The organism is Burkholderia puraquae, assembly GCF_002099195.1.
In the GTDB taxonomy this organism is placed as follows: domain Bacteria; phylum Pseudomonadota; class Gammaproteobacteria; order Burkholderiales; family Burkholderiaceae; genus Burkholderia; species Burkholderia puraquae.
Window position 1 is genome coordinate 149681 of sequence record NZ_NBYX01000016.1, and the last position, 16733, is coordinate 166413.

General features: G+C 66.5%; 19 protein-coding genes, 1 tRNA gene, 1 pseudogene and 1 riboswitch. Of the genes and pseudogenes, 10 read left to right on the forward strand and 11 right to left on the reverse strand.

The genetic code is table 11. The features are described from left to right. Together B7G54_RS26815 and B7G54_RS26820 are read right to left on the reverse strand one after the other, a co-directional pair. The gene (locus tag B7G54_RS26815) at positions 1-834 is read right to left on the reverse strand and encodes a class II glutamine amidotransferase (RefSeq protein ID WP_085041835.1); all 834 of its coding nucleotides are present in this window, start codon (positions 832-834) and stop codon (positions 1-3) included. A 206-nt stretch (positions 835-1040) separates the two neighbouring features. Further along, on the reverse strand, positions 1041-1370 hold the full coding sequence (locus B7G54_RS26820; protein ID WP_006484989.1) for a carboxymuconolactone decarboxylase family protein: 330 nt from the start codon (positions 1368-1370) through the stop codon (positions 1041-1043). A 129-nt stretch (positions 1371-1499) separates the two neighbouring features. Between B7G54_RS26820 and B7G54_RS26825 the strand changes: the two genes are divergently transcribed. The 9 genes from B7G54_RS26825 (at position 1500) to B7G54_RS26865 (ending at position 9216) form a co-directional block, all read left to right on the forward strand. Further along, positions 1500-2447 (forward strand): cupin domain-containing protein, encoded by a 948-nt coding sequence (locus tag B7G54_RS26825; protein WP_085041820.1) that lies wholly within the window; start codon positions 1500-1502, stop codon positions 2445-2447. Between the two features lie 103 nt (positions 2448-2550). Next, a complete protein-coding gene (yiaA, locus tag B7G54_RS26830; protein ID WP_085041836.1) occupies positions 2551-2994 on the forward strand; it encodes an inner membrane protein YiaA in 444 nt (147 codons plus the stop codon). A 139-nt stretch (positions 2995-3133) separates the two neighbouring features. Beyond that, the gene (locus B7G54_RS26835) at positions 3134-4198 is read left to right on the forward strand and encodes a glycosyltransferase family 2 protein (protein WP_085041837.1); all 1065 of its coding nucleotides are present in this window, start codon (positions 3134-3136) and stop codon (positions 4196-4198) included. 65 nt (positions 4199-4263) lie between these two features. Further along, on the forward strand, positions 4264-5280 hold the full coding sequence (locus B7G54_RS26840; RefSeq protein WP_085041821.1) for a hypothetical protein: 1017 nt from the start codon (positions 4264-4266) through the stop codon (positions 5278-5280). Continuing rightward, positions 5277-6026, forward strand: coding sequence for a ferritin family protein (locus tag B7G54_RS26845; RefSeq protein WP_085041822.1), 750 nt, complete (start codon positions 5277-5279; stop codon positions 6024-6026). The genes B7G54_RS26840 and B7G54_RS26845 overlap by 4 nt, the downstream gene beginning before the upstream one ends. Further along, entirely contained in the window at positions 6023-7180 is a 1158-nt protein-coding gene (locus B7G54_RS26850) for a glycosyltransferase family protein (protein WP_085041823.1), read from the forward strand. Before B7G54_RS26845 ends, B7G54_RS26850 begins: the two co-directional genes overlap by 4 nt. Beyond that, the gene (locus tag B7G54_RS26855) at positions 7156-7794 is read left to right on the forward strand and encodes a phosphatase PAP2 family protein (protein ID WP_244289438.1); all 639 of its coding nucleotides are present in this window, start codon (positions 7156-7158) and stop codon (positions 7792-7794) included. The genes B7G54_RS26850 and B7G54_RS26855 overlap by 25 nt, the downstream gene beginning before the upstream one ends. Continuing rightward, positions 7794-8738, forward strand: a complete 945-nt coding sequence (locus tag B7G54_RS26860; protein ID WP_085041824.1) for a fatty acid desaturase family protein — start codon at positions 7794-7796, stop codon at positions 8736-8738. Before B7G54_RS26855 ends, B7G54_RS26860 begins: the two co-directional genes overlap by 1 nt. A gap of 70 nt (positions 8739-8808) precedes the next feature. Beyond that, positions 8809-9216, forward strand: coding sequence for a DUF3592 domain-containing protein (locus tag B7G54_RS26865; protein WP_085041825.1), 408 nt, complete (start codon positions 8809-8811; stop codon positions 9214-9216). Between the two features lie 101 nt (positions 9217-9317). On the opposite strand, the gene B7G54_RS26870 is transcribed toward B7G54_RS26865, so the two are convergent. The 9 genes from B7G54_RS26870 to B7G54_RS26910 form a co-directional block, all read right to left on the reverse strand. Then, positions 9318-9394, reverse strand: a tRNA-Lys gene (locus tag B7G54_RS26870). A 108-nt stretch (positions 9395-9502) separates the two neighbouring features. Continuing rightward, entirely contained in the window at positions 9503-10252 is a 750-nt protein-coding gene (gene ybgF / locus B7G54_RS26875) for a tol-pal system protein YbgF (protein ID WP_085041826.1), read from the reverse strand. A 19-nt stretch (positions 10253-10271) separates the two neighbouring features. Further along, positions 10272-10784, reverse strand: a complete 513-nt coding sequence (pal, locus tag B7G54_RS26880; RefSeq protein ID WP_085041827.1) for a peptidoglycan-associated lipoprotein Pal — start codon at positions 10782-10784, stop codon at positions 10272-10274. A gap of 17 nt (positions 10785-10801) precedes the next feature. After that, a complete protein-coding gene (gene tolB, locus B7G54_RS26885; RefSeq protein WP_043189432.1) occupies positions 10802-12097 on the reverse strand; it encodes a Tol-Pal system beta propeller repeat protein TolB in 1296 nt (431 codons plus the stop codon). A gap of 109 nt (positions 12098-12206) precedes the next feature. Then, positions 12207-13262 carry a cell envelope integrity protein TolA gene (gene tolA / locus B7G54_RS26890; protein ID WP_085041828.1) on the reverse strand — a complete coding sequence of 352 codons (1056 nt, stop codon included), beginning with the start codon at positions 13260-13262 and terminating at the stop codon, positions 12207-12209. Continuing rightward, positions 13259-13708, reverse strand: coding sequence for a protein TolR (gene tolR / locus B7G54_RS26895; protein ID WP_050011742.1), 450 nt, complete (start codon positions 13706-13708; stop codon positions 13259-13261). The genes tolA and tolR overlap by 4 nt, the downstream gene beginning before the upstream one ends. An 11-nt stretch (positions 13709-13719) precedes the next feature. Further along, positions 13720-14397, reverse strand: a complete 678-nt coding sequence (gene tolQ / locus B7G54_RS26900) for a protein TolQ (protein WP_021157170.1) — start codon at positions 14395-14397, stop codon at positions 13720-13722. Between the two features lie 143 nt (positions 14398-14540). Then, entirely contained in the window at positions 14541-15026 is a 486-nt protein-coding gene (ybgC, locus tag B7G54_RS26905; RefSeq protein ID WP_085041829.1) for a tol-pal system-associated acyl-CoA thioesterase, read from the reverse strand. Between the two features lie 100 nt (positions 15027-15126). Then, entirely contained in the window at positions 15127-15873 is a 747-nt protein-coding gene (locus tag B7G54_RS26910) for an SDR family NAD(P)-dependent oxidoreductase (RefSeq protein ID WP_085041830.1), read from the reverse strand. 180 nt (positions 15874-16053) lie between these two features. After that, positions 16054-16154: riboswitch (ZMP/ZTP riboswitch) on the forward strand. 137 nt (positions 16155-16291) lie between these two features. Between B7G54_RS26910 and glyA the strand changes: the two are divergent. Further along, positions 16292-16733 (forward strand): annotated as a pseudogene (gene glyA, locus B7G54_RS26920) (serine hydroxymethyltransferase); the annotation flags it as partial.

Genomic DNA, 16733 nt, shown 5'->3' on the forward strand with positions numbered 1-16733 from the left:
CTACTTGTGCCGCGGGCTGAACGGCCGCTGCTGCACATCGGCGCCCTGCGCGATGATCGCCGTGCTTTCCGGCACTTCCTCCCACGCGCCCCGCAGGTCGACGAGCGGCTCGGACACGACCATGAACGCGTCGTCGCCGGCTTCGGCGATGCGCGGGTTGTGCGGATACAGCTCGTGCAGGTGCTTGAACGACGTGCTGTGGAACAGCGAGCGTGACTGCCGTTCGCTCGAGTAGCGCACCGCGATGATCCGTTCGCCGTCGGTCGCGCAGATCGTCATGTTGAGCGGGTCGGCCACGCGATGCTGCGTGGCGCTCTCTTCGACCACGCCGACCATCCGCTCGAGCGCCGGCAGCGGCATTTGCTCGAGGCCGTAGGTCAGCGCGAGGCGGAACATCAGTTCGGAGTCGGTCGAGCCTTCGAGCGTCGGGAACAGCGCGGGATCGACCTTCAACGTCAGGTCGCGGCGCAACTTGTGGAAGTCGCGGATCAGTCCGTTGTGCGCGAACAGCCAGCGGCCGTGGCGGAACGGGTGGCAGTTGGTTTCCTGTACGGGCGTGTCGGTGGCCGCGCGGATGTGCGCGATGAACATCCGCGAGCGGATCGCGCGCGCGGCTTCGCGCAGGTTGCGGTCGTTCCATGCGGGATGCACCGAGCGGTAGCGGAACGGGAGTTCGTCGGGGTGCCCGTACCAGCCGATGCCGAAGCCGTCGCCGTTGGTGGTCGTCGCCCCCAGCTCCGAATGCAGGCTCTGGTCGATCAGCGAATGCTTCGCGCGGAACAGTACGGTCTCGAGATGAATCGGACTACCCGTATAGGCGAGCCAGCGGCACATGAAGCGCTCCTTCACGATGGATCGTTCGCGCATGGTAGCCGACTTCGCCGCGCGTCCGTGCCGGTGCGTGGCCGGCCGGGCATTCAGGCAGGTACGCAGGCCAATCTTCATACATCGCTTGCCCGGATGCGCAACGAGCAACCAGGCAGCCATGCAGCCATGCAGCCGGGCGCCGCCACACGACGGCGGCGCCGCGGCCGTCAGGCTCAGTCGCCGAGCGCGTCCATCACCCGCGCCGAATAGACCAGCGCCGCACCGGCGTTCAGCGCAATCGCGACGCCGAGCGCTTCCGCCACTTCCTCCTTGGTTGCGCCATGCTTGGCCGCTTCGGCGGTATGCACGGCGATACAGCCGTCGCAGCGCGTCGTGACGGCGACCGCGAGCGCGATCAGTTCGCGCGTCTTCGCGTCGAGATGGCCCGTCTTGGCACCGGCGCCGGACAACGCCTTGTAGCCGGCGAGCGTATCGGGCGACAGCTTGGCGATGTCGCCGATGCGCGTCGAGAGTTCCTTCCGGTATTCGTTCCAGTTCAGCATGATGCGTCCTTTCGAGAAGAGGTGAGGAGGGCGGCGGGCGCCGCGATCTCGGGCGATGCAGGGCTATTCTGATCGTTCGCGCTGAGGGTTTCGATACGCTAGAGTGTCAATTTTTAGCGCAATCGTCTCATGGATGCCCTGAGTCAACTGCTGTCGCTGGGCCGCAGCCATGTCGAGCTCGACGTGCGCTGCCTGCTCGACGGGCCGTTCGCGATGCCGCACGACCCGCTGCCGCCCGGCGAGGCGGCGTTTCATCTGGTGCTGGCCGGAACGTGCCGGATGCGTACCGTGGACGGCCGCACGCTGCAGCTCGCCGACGGCGATTTCGTGCTGCTGCCCGCGGGTGGCGCGCACGACCTGCTCGACGCAGGGGCCGGCCGGTCGCGGCCGGCTGCGGCGCTGCGCGATCTGGGCACCGGCGGCGGCACGGTGCTGCCGGTCAAGTCGAATCTCAATCCGGCCGAACCGGGCAGCGCGAGCGTGGACCTGCTGTGCGGACGGTTCGTCTATGCGCGCGGTGCGGGTGAACTGCTGATGCGCTCGCTGCCGCATGTGCTGCATGTCGGGTTGCGCGAGGCGTCGGGGTTCGCGCCGCTGCAACTGCTGACGAGCGTGCTGCGCACCGAGGCGTCGAATGGGCAGCCGGGCGCCGGCGCGATCGTGAACGCACTCGGCCAGGCGCTGCTCGCGTATGCATTGCGCGCATACGGTCGCGGTGCGCGCGTGCCGTCCGGCTGGCTCGCGCTTGCGGCCGACGCGCGGCTCGGCCCGTCGGTCCAGGCCGTGCTGCAGGCGCCGGAGAAACCGTGGACGGTCGAGTCGCTCGGCGATGCATCCGCGATGTCGCGCGCGACGTACGCGCGGCATTTCCGCGAGCGGGCCGGGATGAGTGTCGGCGCGTTCGTCGCGCAGATCCGGATGATGCATGCGTGCGCGCTGCTGCAGGACACGCAGCGCGGGCAGGCGGAGATCGGGCAGGCAGTCGGTTACCAGTCCGAGGCAGCCTTCGGCAAGGCGTTTCGCGCGGTGCTCGGCACGACGCCGGGGCGCTGGCGGCGCGAGCAGCGCGGCATGTAAGACTGCAAGCGCGGCTGTCGTGGCGTGCGCCAAAGCTGCTACCATGCGCGAAACGCAGTTCAACGAAAACGATTTCGAACAACAAGAAAGAGAGGGCAAAGCAATGAACCAGACCACCATCCAGCAGCCGTCGTTCGCGTTCGTGGCCGCATCGTGGGCCGCGCTGCTCGCCGGTTTCGCGGCATTCCTGATCGGGCTCTGGAACGCCGGCATGCAGCTCAACGAGAAGGGCTACTACTTCACCGTGCTGGTGTTCGGCCTGTATGCGGCGATCTCGCTGCAGAAAAGCGTCCGCGACCGTGCGGAAGGCATTCCCGTCACCGGCATCTATTACGGCCTCAGCTGGATCGCGCTGCTGCTGTCGATCGCGCTGCTGGTCGTTGGCCTCTTCAACGCGACGCTGCAACTGAGCGAAAAGGGCTTCTACGCGATGTCGTTCGTGCTCGCGCTGTTCGGCTCGGTGGCCGTGCAGAAGAACACGCGTGACCTGCAGAACGCGAAGCCGCGCTATACCGACACCGATTCGGCGCCGTCCGTCCAGGAGTGACGGCACGCGAAGCGGGCGCCTTCCGGGCCGTCCGTTTTGCGACGACGGTCGCGAGCAACCCGCATTCGCCGTTGCGCGCCGGGCTTGCCGCCCATTCGTTTCATCCATGCCATCGCGCATGACGATGGAGACATTCAGGATGCCAGACATCACAGAAACCGCACCGCGCACGCGCGCGGCCGCCCGTGCCGTGGCGGCGAAGGCTGCGCTCGTGCTGGAGACGAACAACCTGCGCGGCGGCGCCGGCCTCGCGCAGGCCGTCGACAGCCTGAAGCGCCTCGTATCGGCGCTGTCGAAGCAAACCGTGCCGCCCGCGGCACTCGCGCAATGGATCATCACGCACGACGGGCTGCCGGCCGATGCATGTGCGCAGATCGCCGCGCTGGCCGGCCGACCGATCGACTTCGTCGAGATCGGCGCGAGCACCGGCTACTACGATGCGAAGAACGATGGGTTCGATCGCGTCGACGCGGCCCGCTGCGATATCGTCGTGTTCGGCGATGCCGATTGCCGGCCGGCCGACGACTGGCTCGAGCACCTGCTCGCACCGTTCGCGCGCGAAGCCGGTGATGCGCCCGTCGCGGTGGCGGGACGCACCAGCTATGCGCCGAACGTGCTCGGCATCGCGCTGACGTCGATCGATTTCATGTATTTCCCGAGCCCGCTGCGCGACGGCGCGACGCGTAACTTCTATGCGAACAACGTTGCGTTCCGGCACGACGTGTTCGCGCAATTCCGCTACGAGCCGCTCGACGGCGTCTATCGCGCGCATTGCCAGGTGATGGGGCTGCGGATGCAGGCAGCCGGCGTGGCCGTCGAGTTCGCGCCGGCTGCCCACACCGAACACCGGCTGCCGGACACGCATCGCGAATCGCTGAAGCTGCGCTGGATGCGCGGCGAGGACAGCGTCGGGCTGACGCCGTATCTCGTGAACGCGTACCTGCCGCGCGGATGGCGGTGGCTCGGCCGCAGCGGTCCGCTCGGCCCGTTCTGCGTGATGGCGATGCGGCTCGGCTACAGCCTGCGCGCGCTCAATCGCCAGCAGTTGCCGCCGCTGGGTGTCGTCCGCTATCTCACGGCCGTTGGCGTCACGATCGCGGCGTCCGGCGTCGATACGCTCGGCGCGCTTGCGCGCGGTTTCGGTCTCGCCGGGCGCGCATCGGCCCAGCGCGACCTCGAAGCGCTGTCCTACCACCGTCATTGAACCGGCGCCGCGCATCGCGCGCGGCCACGACACGCCGACATCCGGCATCCATTCCGACCACGACCATGCCCTCGATCGCCACCCGTGTTGCCTGCCTCGCCCTGTTTGCCGCCAGCGCCGGCGCCCATGCCGCTCCGGTCGATCACGCGGGACGCGGGATCTACCACTTCGCGTCGCAAAGCGGCTGCCCGTTTGCGAGCGCGGCCGAGACGGACTGCAACCGCATCGCGCTCGATGCGCCCGACGTCCACGCGAGCATCGATGCCGATGCGCACGCGATCGTCTTCTCGAGCGATGCGACGCGCCGCACGAAGGACGTGCTCGGCGACGTACTGCTGCAGGGCACGGGCGTCGACGGCGAGGGCCGGCGCGTGCCGTTGAGCGTGCACGTGCTGCTGCGTCGAGACGGCGCGAAATGGGACCGCGACGTGTACGTCCATGCACCCGTGCACGGCACGTTCACCGATGTCCGGATCGATCCGTATCGCGTACGCGTGAAGGAGGGCGATGGCGAGCGCGACGTGCTCACGCCGGACGAAACGCTGGCGCTGTTCGCGCATCCGTCGCTTGCATCGCGGCTCGCGCGGCATTTCGTGAAGGTGAGTGCGACCGATCCGAAGCAACCGTCCGCGGACGACATCACGATCGCGCTCGGCGTCGGCGGCCTGACGAAGTCGGTCGCGCGCGCGAGCTTTGCGTCGAACGCGCCGCACGATGCCGACGTTGATCGCGCACTCGCGTCCGGCACGTGGGCGATTCGGTTCGATGCGTTGAGCAACCACATTCCGGTGTGGGTCGCGCAGCGCGAGCTGTTCCTGTTCGGCCTCGACGGCAGTGCGCTCGTGAAGGACATGCGTGCTCGTGGCTTCAGGAAGAACGACCGGATCGAATTCGGTGCACGTGACGGCAACGGCTATCTGCGTGTGAACGGCCGTGAGGAGGCATTCGCGGGTGCGACCGCGTCCGCGCATGCGTTCATGCAGGAAAGCTTCATCGGCCTGATTCTCGGGTGGCGTCGCGATCCGGCCGCCGCTGCGGCATCCGCGACGAAATCCGCATCCGTACGGGGTGTGCCGGCATGACCGCGGCGGGTGAACTGCCGGCGTCGCCGCAAGCGGCGCACGACGCGCGCTTCGACTGTCTCGAGGCGCCCGTGCCGCGCGGTGCGGCGCGGGTGCGCGCGTACCTCGTCGATCGCATCAAGCGGGCGGCGATCCGGCAGCTTCATCGCAGCACGCATGGCGAACGCTGGGTGTTGCGCATGTACCTGATCGGCGAGGAAGCGACCGAGTGCGCGTTGCACGAGGACTGGACCGGACAGCCGCCGGACTGGCTTGCGCCGCGGATCGAGCAGCATCTCGCGGACGAGCGCCGCCACGCGGCCGCGTTTGCCGATGCGCTGCGCGTGCGCGGCGTCGCACCGTCGACCGCACCGCACGAGCCCGACTGGCTGAGCCGGCGCAAGATCATGCGATGGCGCCGGCTCGCGCAGCGCCATGCGCCGCATTTCGCGCAAGGCGTGCTCGTGCCGGCCTATGCAACGGGCCTGTGTGCGGAACAGATGGCGATGCGCGTGCTCGCGCGCCACTGCGAGACGATCGGTGGCGCGCACCCGTTGTACCCGCTGCTCTCTCGCGTGCTCGCCGACGAGACGCGGCATGTCCGGCTCTGCTCGGACACGCTGCGCCGTCTGGTTGGACCGTCCGAGACTGCGCATCTCGCCGCATTGCTGGACGAGATTCGCGCGATCGAAGCCGGTTTCGGCGTGACGGGTGCGCTGGCGATGTTCGCGGCCGGCTGGCTCCAGTCGCTTCGTCCGCGCGCATGATGCCGCGGATCGTCTACCTGGCGACGGCCGACGCGCGCGGCCACCTGATGCGCGCACAACTGCTCGTGCATGCGCTGCGTGCGGCCGGCGCACACGTCGATGTGCTGACGACGTCCGATGCGGGGCAGGCATTCCTCGCTGCGTTCGGCATCGACGCGGCGGTGCTGTCCCGTCACTACGCGGTACAGTTCGACGAACGGCAGAACATGCTGCGCGATGCGACCGATCGCAATGTCGCGCATTACGTGTTCAGGCCGACGCGCATGCTGTGTGACATCGCGCGGCTGCATACGATCGTCCGCGATGCCGATCTCGTGATCAACGACTCGTTTCATCCGGCGCTGCTGTTCATGGGCGCGATGCCGGGCTGGCGCCGCCGCGTCGTCCATGTGTATGGTGGCAGCCTGCGCCGTGCGTTGACCGCGAATTTCGATGCGCGGTTGCCGCGCGTGCTGGCGCGTGCTTTCGCGCGGATCGTCGACTGGCAGATCGATTCGGCGCGGTGCTGCATCGAACACGACTTCGCATACGACGCCGCCGCCGACGTCCCGCGATCGCGCACGCATTGCCGGTTGCCGACGCCAGTGCCAGTCGTGGCCGAATGGCCGGATTCGGAACCGGCTGCCGCCGCCGTCTATCTGAATCCGCACTTCCGCGATATCGCGCTCGCCGATGCGTTGTCGGCCGGCATGCGCGATGCGGGGCTCGTCACACACCGCGTGGGCGAGGGCTATGCCGGGCACGACGGCTGGACCGGTGTCGACGCCGACTGGGTGACGCGCGCCGCCCACGCGCCGCTGATCGTGTCGGCGCCCGGCATGGCCGCGCTGTCGATCGCACGCGTGTATCGCCGCCCGATCCTGCTCGTGCAGTCCGATCAGCCCGAGCAGGCGAGCAACGCCGCGCGCGCCGCACGGCTGCAGCTCGTGCATCGCGTCGTCACATGGCGCGGCGATGCGGCCGCGTTCCGGCGGGAAGTCGGGCAGGCCGCAGCCGAATTGATGCGCAATCCCGGCACGCAGGCAGGAACGCTTGCCGGCCGCGAGCAGGCGCGTGCGCGCTTGGACGCATGGACGTCGCGCGTCCTCGCGCTGCGTCCGAGTGTGCAGGTGGCCGATGCGGATACGCGATGCGACGCACGGGCGCCACGATGAATTCGCTGTCGTTTCGTGACGAGCGCCGGCCCGATATCCGGCAGATGCTGGCCGCGACGTTCGGCATGGCAGCCGGCCTCGCGATCTTCTTTCTGCTGGAGCGCGGCGTCACGCCGCGTTACGTGTTTGCCACGGCGATCGATGCGCGGATTCCGTTCATCGCGTGGTCGTGGTTCGTCTATGTCGGCTTCTTTCCGTTCGTGATTGCGCTTGCCGCGTATGCGCGACCGCCCGCGTTCGCCGCGTTCAAGGAGGCCGTGCTGATCGCGTTCGTGCTCGGTGTCGTGTGCTTCCTGCTGTTTCCGGAAGCCGTGCCGCGGCCCGACCTCGCGGAGATCGGCAACGCGTTCGTGCGCCACCGTCTCGCGCGCATGTGGCAGCTCGATCTCGCGGCCAACGGCTTTCCGAGCCTGCATGTCGCGGTGACGTGCCTTGCGTGCCGGATGCTGGCGGACCGGCGGCGGAACGTGACAATGGCGATCGGCCTGCTGATCTGCACGTCGACGCTGACGCTCAAGCAGCATACGGTGGCCGATGTGCTGGGCGGCGCGGCGCTTGCGATGGCCAGTGCGCTGTGGGTCGAGCGGCGTTCGCTGCGCAGGAGGCTCGCGTGATGGATACCCATGTTCACCATGCCGGGCCGAATGCCGAGCTTGCGCGGTTCGTGCCCGATCCCGCGCTATTTCGCGTGAGCGCGTCGCGCGTCGGCGCGGCGCTGGCGGGTGACTGGCTGATGATTGCCGCTGCGTTCGCGATTGCGATCGCGTTTGCACATCCGCTCGTGTACGCGTTGGCTGCGATCGTGATCGCGCGTAGCCAGCTTGCGCTCGCGGTCATGATGCACGAAGGCGCGCACGGGTTGCTGGCACGGAACCGGCGCGTCAACGACGCGCTGGGCCAACTGTTCGCGGCCGGCCCGCTGTGGCTGTCGCTGCGTACGTATCGTGCCGGCCATCTGAAGCACCATCGCGCACCGATGCAGTCGGACGATCCCGTCGCGCTGCTGTTCGGCGTGCACGACTATCCGGTGACGCGCGGGCGGCTGATCGGCCGTCTGCTCGCGTACGCGTGCGGGATTGGCTACGTGACGAGTGTCGTGAAGCTCGCACGCGGCGAGTTTGCACATGCGTTGCCGAAGGTCGCGAAGTCGCGTGCGTATGCCGCGTGGGAAGTCGCGTCGATGCTGGCCGGCAATGGTGCGCTGTTCGGTGCGCTCGCATTGGCCGGACATCCGCTGCTGTACGTCACGTTGTGGATCGTGCCATCCGTCACGCTGCTGCCGCTCGCCGGGCAGGTGCGCGCGATCTTCGAGCACGCGGGACTACCGGCATGTGCCGACCAGAGCCGCAACGCGCGCACGATCGTCCGGCGTTCATGGCAGACGTTTCTGTTCGGCCCGCACGCGATTCATTTTCATATCGAACATCACCTGTTCACGCGGATGCCGTTCCATCAACTGCCGGTCGTGCATCGGCAGCTCGCGCAGCGGCAGTTGCTGCCTGACGGCAATCTGTACGCGGGATATGGTGCGGTGCTGCGCGACGTGAGTGTGCGTTGACGCACGGGCAGGGCATTGCCAGCCCCGTCCGGTGCGGGAGTCGTGAGCGTATCGATACCGGGAAAACAGGATGGCCGACAAGACCGGGAGGTTCAATTACGTGGCGCTGGCGATCGGCGTGATCCTGGCGGTGTGGAGCGTGACATTGATCGACGAACGTCTCGCTTTCATCGGGTCGTCCGTTGCCGTGCAGGGAACGGTTATCCGGTTGACCCACGGCGAGCATCACCCGCTGATCGAGTTCGTGACGAAAAGCGGCGAGCGCATCTCGTTTCCGGGGAGCTTCGTGACGGTGGAGGCCGGTGATACGGTTCCGGTTCGCTATGACCCGGCCAAGCCGCGAGCCAGTGCAGAAGTCGATACGTTCACGAACACCTGGCTCGAGTCGATCGTCTCGATCGCTTTCACGATCGCGTTTCTTTACGCGGGATTGACGGGAGAGACGCTTCTGCCGAAGCCAAGGGGAGGGCGCGGATGAGTATGTGGCGGGCATCATCGGGATGCCGCGCTCGACACGGATGCGACAGACGCAAAAAAGCCTCCGCTTGGGAGGCTTTAATTTGCACTATCAAAGATAGTTGGTAGGGTGGGAGGGACTCGAACCCTCGACTCTCTGATTAAAAGTCAGATACTCTAACCAACTGAGTTACCACCCCACGTTCTTGAAACCTGTTGGTTCGTTGCTTCAACAACTTGTGCAGCGACCCAAAGAGCAAAAGATTATAGCGACGGATTGTCAGGCTGTCAACAACCCGCCGCGATAATTATTTGATCGTCTCAAGCTTGCCCTGCGCCGTCTGCGCAGCGTTCGACCCGGCGTATTGCGACACGACCTGCTCGAACGTCTTCTTCGCGGCCGCCTTCTGGCCTTGCTCGAGCTGGTTCGTGCCGATTGCCACGAGTGCGTCGGCCGCGCGCGGGTGCTGCGGGAACTTGCTGACGATCCCTTGCCACGTTGCAGTCGAACCGCGGTAGTCGCGCAGCGCGTATTGCGCATTGCCGTACCAGTACTGTGCGGTCGGCTGGTAGGGGCTCTGCGGATACTTCGCGATGAACGCGCGGAACGAAGCCGCCGCCGCCTTGAAGTTGCCGTTGCGGAACTGCTGCTGCGCCGCGCTGAGCGCATCCGTTTCACCCGGCTGCACGGTGCCTTCCACACCGTCGATCGTCGCCTGCTGCGGCTCGAACTTCTTGAGCCGCGTGTCGAGATCCTGGTAGTACTCCTTCTGCTGCCGTTCAAGCGTCGTCAGCCGGTTCGTCAGGTCCTCGTTCTCGCCGCGCAGCGTCGCGACCTGCTGGTTCAGCTGGTCGAGACGGCCGGATTGATCGAGGATCGTACGCTGGGCGGCCGACAACTGGCTGGCCAGGTTGTCGGTCTTGCTGCGCAGGTCGAGCACGGCGCGGCGCGCTTCGTTGTCGTCGAACACGCCGGCGTGCGCCGGCGCGGCCGACCACGCCGCGCCGACGACGCAGAAGGTTGCGGCTGCGCGCAGCCAGGTTACACGGTGCGTCATACGGCGATTCTTCCGTTACTTACTGTTGGTAGACGAGGTCGGCGCGACGGTTCTGCGCCCACGATGCTTCGTCGTGACCCGCTGCCTGCGGCTTTTCCTTGCCGAGGCTCACGGCTTCCATTTGCGAATCGTTCACGCCGAGCAGTGCCATCGCACGACGGACGGCTTCCGCGCGCTTCTGGCCCAGCGCGAGGTTGTACTCGCTCGTGCCGCGTTCGTCGGTGTTGCCCTGGATCAGCACGTGGCGCTGCGGGTGGCTCTTCAGGTACTGCGTGTGCTGTTGCAGCAGCGGCTGGTACTCGTCCTTCACCGAATAGCTGTCGAAGTCGAAGTAGATGCTGCGCTTCGCGAGCGGGCTGTTCGGGTCGTTCAGCGGATCGACGTTCACTTGCGCGACGTTGTCGGCGCTCGGTTGCGTGCTCACTGCACCCGCGTTGTTCGCCTTGTCGTCGAGCTTCACGCCCGACTTACATGCGGCGAGCGCACTGATCATCATCACGGCCAGGGCCAGACGAGCTTTGTTCGACATCATGGTTACTCTCCTTGTGGTCATTGCATGAAGGGCCCCCACGACGGCTCACGTACGGAGCCGCCCTGGACGGACAGGATCTGTGGCGGCGCGCTGCCGTCGGAGGGCACTGCAGCCAGCACGTTGCGACCACCCGACTGGGTAGCGTACAGAAGGTACTGGCCGTTTGCCGCGAAGCTCGGCGATTCGTCGCGATTCGTATTCGTGATGGCGTTCGCCGCGCCGGACTGCAGATCCTGAACGTACAGCTTGAAGCCCCCACCCGTGCGGGAGATGTAAGCGAGCAGCTTGCCGTCCGGGCTGATACGCGGACTCGTGTTGTAGCTGCCGGTGAAGGTCACGCGCTGCGCGGCACCGGCGCTTTCTCCCTGTGCGGGCATCCGGTAGATCTGCGGCGCACCGCCGCGATCGCTCGTGAAGTAGATCCAGCGACCGTCCGGCGAGTAGAACGGCTCGGTGTCGATCGAGCTGCTCTGCGTGAGGCGGCGCAGGCCGCCGCCCGTCGAGTTGACCGTATAGATTTGCGTATTGCCCGTCAGCGACAGCGCGACGGCCAGCGTATTGCTGTCCGGCGACCATGCCGGTGCGCTGTTGTTGCCCTTCTGGTCGGAGACGATGTAGCGGCGGCCGGTCGGCAGGTCGTGGATGTAGACGATCGGCTTCTTGCGCTCGAACGAGACGTACGCGACCTTCGTGCCGCTCGGCGACCAGGACGGCGAGATGATCGGCTCGGTGCTCGACAGCGCGATGCGCGCGTTCTGGCCATCCGAATCCGAAATCTGCAGTTGGTAGCGGTTACCGGTCTTGATCACGTACGACAGGCGCGTGGCGAACACGCCGCGCACGCCGAGCAGCTTCTGGTAGATGTAGTCGGCGATCTTGTGGCCGGCCGTGCGCAGCGTGGTGTCGGTGGCCGTCAGCGACAGGCCGCCGAGGCTTTGCTGCTTCACGGTGTCGTACAGGATGAAGTTGACCTTGTACTGGCCGTTCGCCTCGCGATTCACGCTGCCGGCGACGAACGCATTCGCGCCCTTGGCCTTCCACGCGCCGAGATCGACCGATGCGGACTCCGGCACGGGCGTGCTGCCTGCGTCGATGTTGGTGAATTTGCCGCTGCGGGCGAGGTCGGCGCGGACGATCGACGTGACCTGCTGCGGCAGGTTCGCCTCGTTCGCGAAATTCGCCGTGGCGATGGGGAACTGGGTCGACCCGACACCGGTGATCAGCACGTTGACCTGGGCGTTAGCGGCGCTGCCCGCCGTAATCAGACACGAGGCCACGAGTGCCCTGAAACCTAGCTTTGTCATCAAACTCATGCTTCTTGCTTCCCGTATGGCTTGGATCGCTGCGCAACGGCAGAGACAGTAAAAATACCCGATTCGTTCCCGTCCGACAGCGACGCCCGGAGTGTAAGCGCATTTCCTTTCACTCCGCCGCCTTGAAGGTAATCGTAATGTCCGACGGGGTACGACCGTTAGAATCGGGCGGCAACGGGACCGATGCGTGGATCGCATTGACCACGGCTTGATCCCACCCCGAATTCCCGCTGGAGCGGGAAACCGATGCGCTCAATACGTCACCGGACGGCGTGCACCGAATCTTGACGACGGTGGTCAGGCCTGCTCGCTCGCCGCCCCAAACGATGTTCGGTTTGACGCGGCGGCGCACCTTGTCGGCATAGCCGGGCGTCGCGGCATTGCCGCCGGAGCCCGTGCCGGTGCCACTTTTCGCGAGGCCCTCGCCGCCGCCTTCACCGGCGCCGGACAGGCCCTGCATCTGCGCGAGACGCGCGCTGCGCTCGCGGTCGAGTTTCGCGTTCGCCGCCGCATTGGCCTTTGCGCGTGCCGTGGCTTCGGCCTTCGCCTTGGCCTGGGCTTCCGCCTTTGCCTTCGCGGCCGCGTCGGCCTTCGCCTTCGCCGCCTGCTGCGCTTCGAGCTGCGCCTGTTTCTGCTGCTGGAGTTTCTGCTGTTCGAGCTTCTGCTGCTCGGCGAGCTGCTGTTGCTTGAGCTTGTCGGCCTGCTTCTGCTTGTCGCGTTCCGCGGCCTTCTGCGCGGCGAGCGCGGCTGCCTGCTGCGCCGCGAGCTGCGCGCGCCGGGCTTCCTCTTCCTGCTGGGCCTTCAGTTGCTGCGCGCGGCGCTGCTGCTCGAGCAGCGCTTCACGCGCGGCCGCTTCCTGCTGCCGCTTCTTCTGCTGCAGTGCGATGTCGGCCTGCTCGTCGCGCACGGGGGGCGCGGGCGGCGCGACCTTTGCAGGCGGCGTGGGTGTGACGACGGGCCGCGGCGCGGCGACGTCGGGCACTTCGGTCCACAGCTCGGCTTCGGCGCCGGCCGGCGTGCTGTTCTGCCACTGCACGCCATGATAGAGAAACAGCGCGAGCAGCACGTGCATCAGCGCGGCGAGCGCGAATGCGCGCCAGGTGCCGCGCTCGCGGGGAGGCTGAGGCGGGTAGGCGGAGCTGCGCGTGGATTGCTGCCGGTTCATTGCGATTTGACGAGGAGGCCGACGCGCTTGACGCCGCGCGCCTTCAGATCGGACATCACGGTCATGACTGCATCGTACTGTACGGTCTTGTCGGCCGCGATCACGACCGGCTGGTCGGGATGATCGGCCTGCCGGGCCGTGATGAAGCTGTCGAGCTCGGCCTTCGTCATCGTGTCTTCCTGGGTCGCGCCCGAGTCGCCCTTGTACTTGACGCTCATCGTGCGATCGGCCTTGATGTTGACGACGACGGGCGGCGTCTGCTCCTGCGGTGCGGCGTTGCCGACGGTCGGCAGGTTGATGATCGACGGGGCGACGAGCGGTGCGGTGACCATGAAGATCACGAGCAGCACCAGCATCACGTCGATGTACGGCACGACATTGATGTCGGCCATTGCGCGGCGCGAGCGGCCGCCGCGCATGCTGGAACGGATGGGGCTTCCTGCCATGGCGCGCTCCTTTACTGGGCCTGACGCTGCAGGATGTTCGAGAACTCTTCGATGAAGGTCTCGAAGCGGATCGCGAGGCGGTCGATGTCGTGCGCGTAGCGGTTGTACGCGACCACGGCCGGAATCGCGGCGAACAGGCCGATCGCGGTGGCGACGAGCGCCTCGGCGATACCCGGTGCGACGTTCGCGAGCGTGGCCTGCTGTACGTTCGCGAGACCGCGGAACGAGTTCATGATCCCCCAGACCGTGCCGAACAGGCCGATGTACGGGCTGACCGAGCCGACCGATGCGAGAAACGCGAGGTTCGCTTCGAGCACGTCCATTTCACGCTGGAACGACGCGCGCATCGCGCGGCGTGCACCGTCGAGCACGAGGCCCGGATCGCTGATGCGCTTTTCCTTCGCCTTCAGGAACTCGCGCATGCCCGATTCGAAGATCCGCTCGAGCGCGCCGATCGTGTGGCGGTTGTTGGCCGCGCTCTGGTACAGCGCCTGCAGGTCGCCGCCCGACCAGAAATCCTTCTCGAAGCGTTCGGTCTGCGCGCGTGCGCGGCGGATCGCGAACCACTTGCGGAAGATGAAGGTCCACGACATCAGCGACAGCAGCAGCAGCAGCCCCATCACGGCCTGGGCCAGCACGCTCGCGTTGAGGACGAGGGAAATGATCGACAGGTCTTGAGAAGTGTTCATAGAGGTTTGAGTAACGTCCCTTCGGGGGTGCCCGGCAAGGGCGTCCGGTATGCGTGCGGCGCGGCGCGCCGGCCATGCCTGACGCCGAACCTTGCTTAGTATCGAATCAGAAAGGCAAGTTCATAGGCTTTGTCTAACGGCGCTCATGCGAGCTTCGTTGACAGTGCAGTCTGCCTGTCGTCGATGACGGGCCCGCGCTGCAGCGCGTCGAGCACGGCTGGCGGGATGGCCGCGGGCCGGATCCCGGTACGGTCGACGCAGCCGAGACGGATGTGTCCGGCCACGAGCAGCGTGTCTCCGCACCAGGCTTCCTGCGTGAATTCCACCGAGGCGCGGCCGATGCGTCCGGGCCGGCTCGTGATCGCCAGTGTGTCGTCGAGTCGCGCCGGCGCGCGGTAGTCGAGCGACGTGCTGCGGACGATGAAGATCGCGCCGGTATCGTCGGCGAGCTGACGCTGGTCGATGCCACATGCGCGCAGCCACTCGGTGCGGGCGCGTTCGAAGAACTTCAGGTAGTTGGCATAGAAGACGATGCCGCCTGCGTCGGTATCCTCGTAGTACACGCGCACCGGCCAGGTAAAGCCGGACGGCGCTTCCGGGGAGCGGGTAGGCTGGGTCATGGCGCGCATTTTACCGGAAGGCAGGGGCCTGATTCGTAACCGATTCGTAACGGAATGTAGTATGCGGTAGCACACGGCGGACCGGCCCGGGGGCCGGGCCCGCGTGGCCTCAGCCGCGGTGGACGGTCGGGCCGCCAGGTGCTTGCGCGATCGGCATCAGCTCGATCGTGTTGACATTGACATGCGCCGGGCGCGTCGCGATCCAGTAGATCGTGTCGGCGATGTCCTCGGGCATGAGCGGCTGGACATTGTTGTAGACGTTCGCCGCTTTTGCATCGTCGCCGCGATAGCGGACGTTCGAGAATTCGGTGCCGCCGCACAGGCCCGGCTCGATGTCGGTGACGCGCAGCGGCGTGCCGAGCAGGTCGGCGCGCAGGTTCAGGCTGAATTGTCTGACGAAAGCCTTGGTCGCGCCGTAGACGTTACCGCCAGCATAAGGGTATGAACCCGCGACCGAGCCGATATTGAAGATGTGACCGCGACCACGCGCGATCATGCCGGGCAACAGCGCATGCGTGACCGTGACGAGGCCCGTGCAGTTCGTGTCGATCATCGTGTGCCATTCGTCGAGGCTGGCCTTTTGGGCCGGCTCGACGCCGAGCGCGAGGCCGGCGTTGTTGACGAGTACGTCGAGTGCTGCGAATTCGGCGGGAAGGGCGGCCGGGATGGCTTCGACGGCCGCGCGATCGCGTACGTCGAGCTCTAGCGGCAGAAGGGAATCGCCGAGTTCGGCGGCGAGCGCATCGAGACGATCCTTGCGGCGCGCGGTCGCGACGACGCGGTGGCCTCCCTTGACGAAGGCACGGGCGATGGCGGCGCCGAAGCCGGCGGACGCGCCTGTGACGAACACGATCATTGCTGCTCCTGGTGGATGACAAAATAGCGGGTGGTATCCCGCAAGCCTACTGAGATTGCCGCACCGCGGCAAGGCGGCAAAGCGTTCCCGCACGGGCGCGTAGAGTCTGGCCCCAATTGCTTCCGGCGCACCGCCGTGCGGTTGCCTATTCATGACGCATCCAATACACTAACGCGCTCATCACCCCCGCGTGACTGGCGATAGAACCCTTCGGGTTCAAGGTGGAGCATCCCACCGTGAAGCGCGGGGCGCCGTTTTTGCCGTTCGCCTGGGCAGCCGTTGTGCGCCGTCGCGTGCATCGCCGGTGGCTGTCCTGCCTCGCGTCATACGGATTCTTCCGCCACGTCGAGCTGGTCCCGCCAGCAGCGCACCGTACTCGGCCGCTCCGGTCAACCTGTACACACTTAACGGAAACCGTATGTTTGACAGAGCCCAAAGCACCATCGCGAACGTCGATCCTGAAGTCTTTGCAGCGATCGAGCAGGAAAACCGTCGCCAGGAAGATCACATCGAGCTGATCGCGTCGGAAAACTACACGAGCCCGGCCGTGATGGCCGCGCAGGGCTCGCAACTCACGAACAAGTACGCGGAAGGCTATCCGGGCAAGCGCTACTACGGCGGCTGCGAATACGTGGACGTCGTCGAGCAGCTGGCGATCGACCGCGTGAAGCAGCTGTTCGGCGCGGAAGCCGCGAACGTGCAGCCGAACTCGGGTTCGCAGGCGAACCAGGGCGTGTTCTTCGCGATGCTCAAGCCGGGCGACACGATCATGGGCATGAGCCTCGCGCACGGCGGCCACCTGACGCACGGCTCGCCGGTGAACATGTCGGGCAAGTGGTTCAATGTGGTGAGCTACGGCC

Excerpts from the sequence above, each read along its gene's own strand:
- B7G54_RS26860 (WP_085041824.1), top strand. The coding sequence starts at position 7,794 with ATGGATACCCATGTTCACCATGCCGGGCCGAATGCCGAGCTTGCGCGG.
- B7G54_RS26820 (WP_006484989.1), bottom strand. The coding sequence starts at position 1,370 with ATGCTGAACTGGAACGAATACCGGAAGGAACTCTCGACGCGCATCGGC.
- tolQ (WP_021157170.1), bottom strand. The coding sequence starts at position 14,397 with ATGAACACTTCTCAAGACCTGTCGATCATTTCCCTCGTCCTCAACGCG.
- tolR (WP_050011742.1), bottom strand. The coding sequence starts at position 13,708 with ATGGCAGGAAGCCCCATCCGTTCCAGCATGCGCGGCGGCCGCTCGCGC.
- B7G54_RS26815 (WP_085041835.1), bottom strand. The coding sequence starts at position 834 with ATGTGCCGCTGGCTCGCCTATACGGGTAGTCCGATTCATCTCGAGACC.
- yiaA (WP_085041836.1), top strand. The coding sequence starts at position 2,551 with ATGAACCAGACCACCATCCAGCAGCCGTCGTTCGCGTTCGTGGCCGCA.
- pal (WP_085041827.1), bottom strand. The coding sequence starts at position 10,784 with ATGATGTCGAACAAAGCTCGTCTGGCCCTGGCCGTGATGATGATCAGT.
- B7G54_RS26840 (WP_085041821.1), top strand. The coding sequence starts at position 4,264 with ATGCCCTCGATCGCCACCCGTGTTGCCTGCCTCGCCCTGTTTGCCGCC.
- tolA (WP_085041828.1), bottom strand. The coding sequence starts at position 13,262 with ATGAACCGGCAGCAATCCACGCGCAGCTCCGCCTACCCGCCTCAGCCT.
- ybgF (WP_085041826.1), bottom strand. The coding sequence starts at position 10,252 with ATGACGCACCGTGTAACCTGGCTGCGCGCAGCCGCAACCTTCTGCGTC.
- B7G54_RS26855 (WP_244289438.1), top strand. The coding sequence starts at position 7,156 with ATGCGACGCACGGGCGCCACGATGAATTCGCTGTCGTTTCGTGACGAG.
- tolB (WP_043189432.1), bottom strand. The coding sequence starts at position 12,097 with ATGAGTTTGATGACAAAGCTAGGTTTCAGGGCACTCGTGGCCTCGTGT.
- B7G54_RS26865 (WP_085041825.1), top strand. The coding sequence starts at position 8,809 with ATGGCCGACAAGACCGGGAGGTTCAATTACGTGGCGCTGGCGATCGGC.
- B7G54_RS26910 (WP_085041830.1), bottom strand. The coding sequence starts at position 15,873 with ATGATCGTGTTCGTCACAGGCGCGTCCGCCGGCTTCGGCGCCGCCATC.
- ybgC (WP_085041829.1), bottom strand. The coding sequence starts at position 15,026 with ATGCGCGCCATGACCCAGCCTACCCGCTCCCCGGAAGCGCCGTCCGGC.
- B7G54_RS26850 (WP_085041823.1), top strand. The coding sequence starts at position 6,023 with ATGATGCCGCGGATCGTCTACCTGGCGACGGCCGACGCGCGCGGCCAC.
- B7G54_RS26825 (WP_085041820.1), top strand. The coding sequence starts at position 1,500 with ATGGATGCCCTGAGTCAACTGCTGTCGCTGGGCCGCAGCCATGTCGAG.
- B7G54_RS26845 (WP_085041822.1), top strand. The coding sequence starts at position 5,277 with ATGACCGCGGCGGGTGAACTGCCGGCGTCGCCGCAAGCGGCGCACGAC.
- B7G54_RS26835 (WP_085041837.1), top strand. The coding sequence starts at position 3,134 with ATGCCAGACATCACAGAAACCGCACCGCGCACGCGCGCGGCCGCCCGT.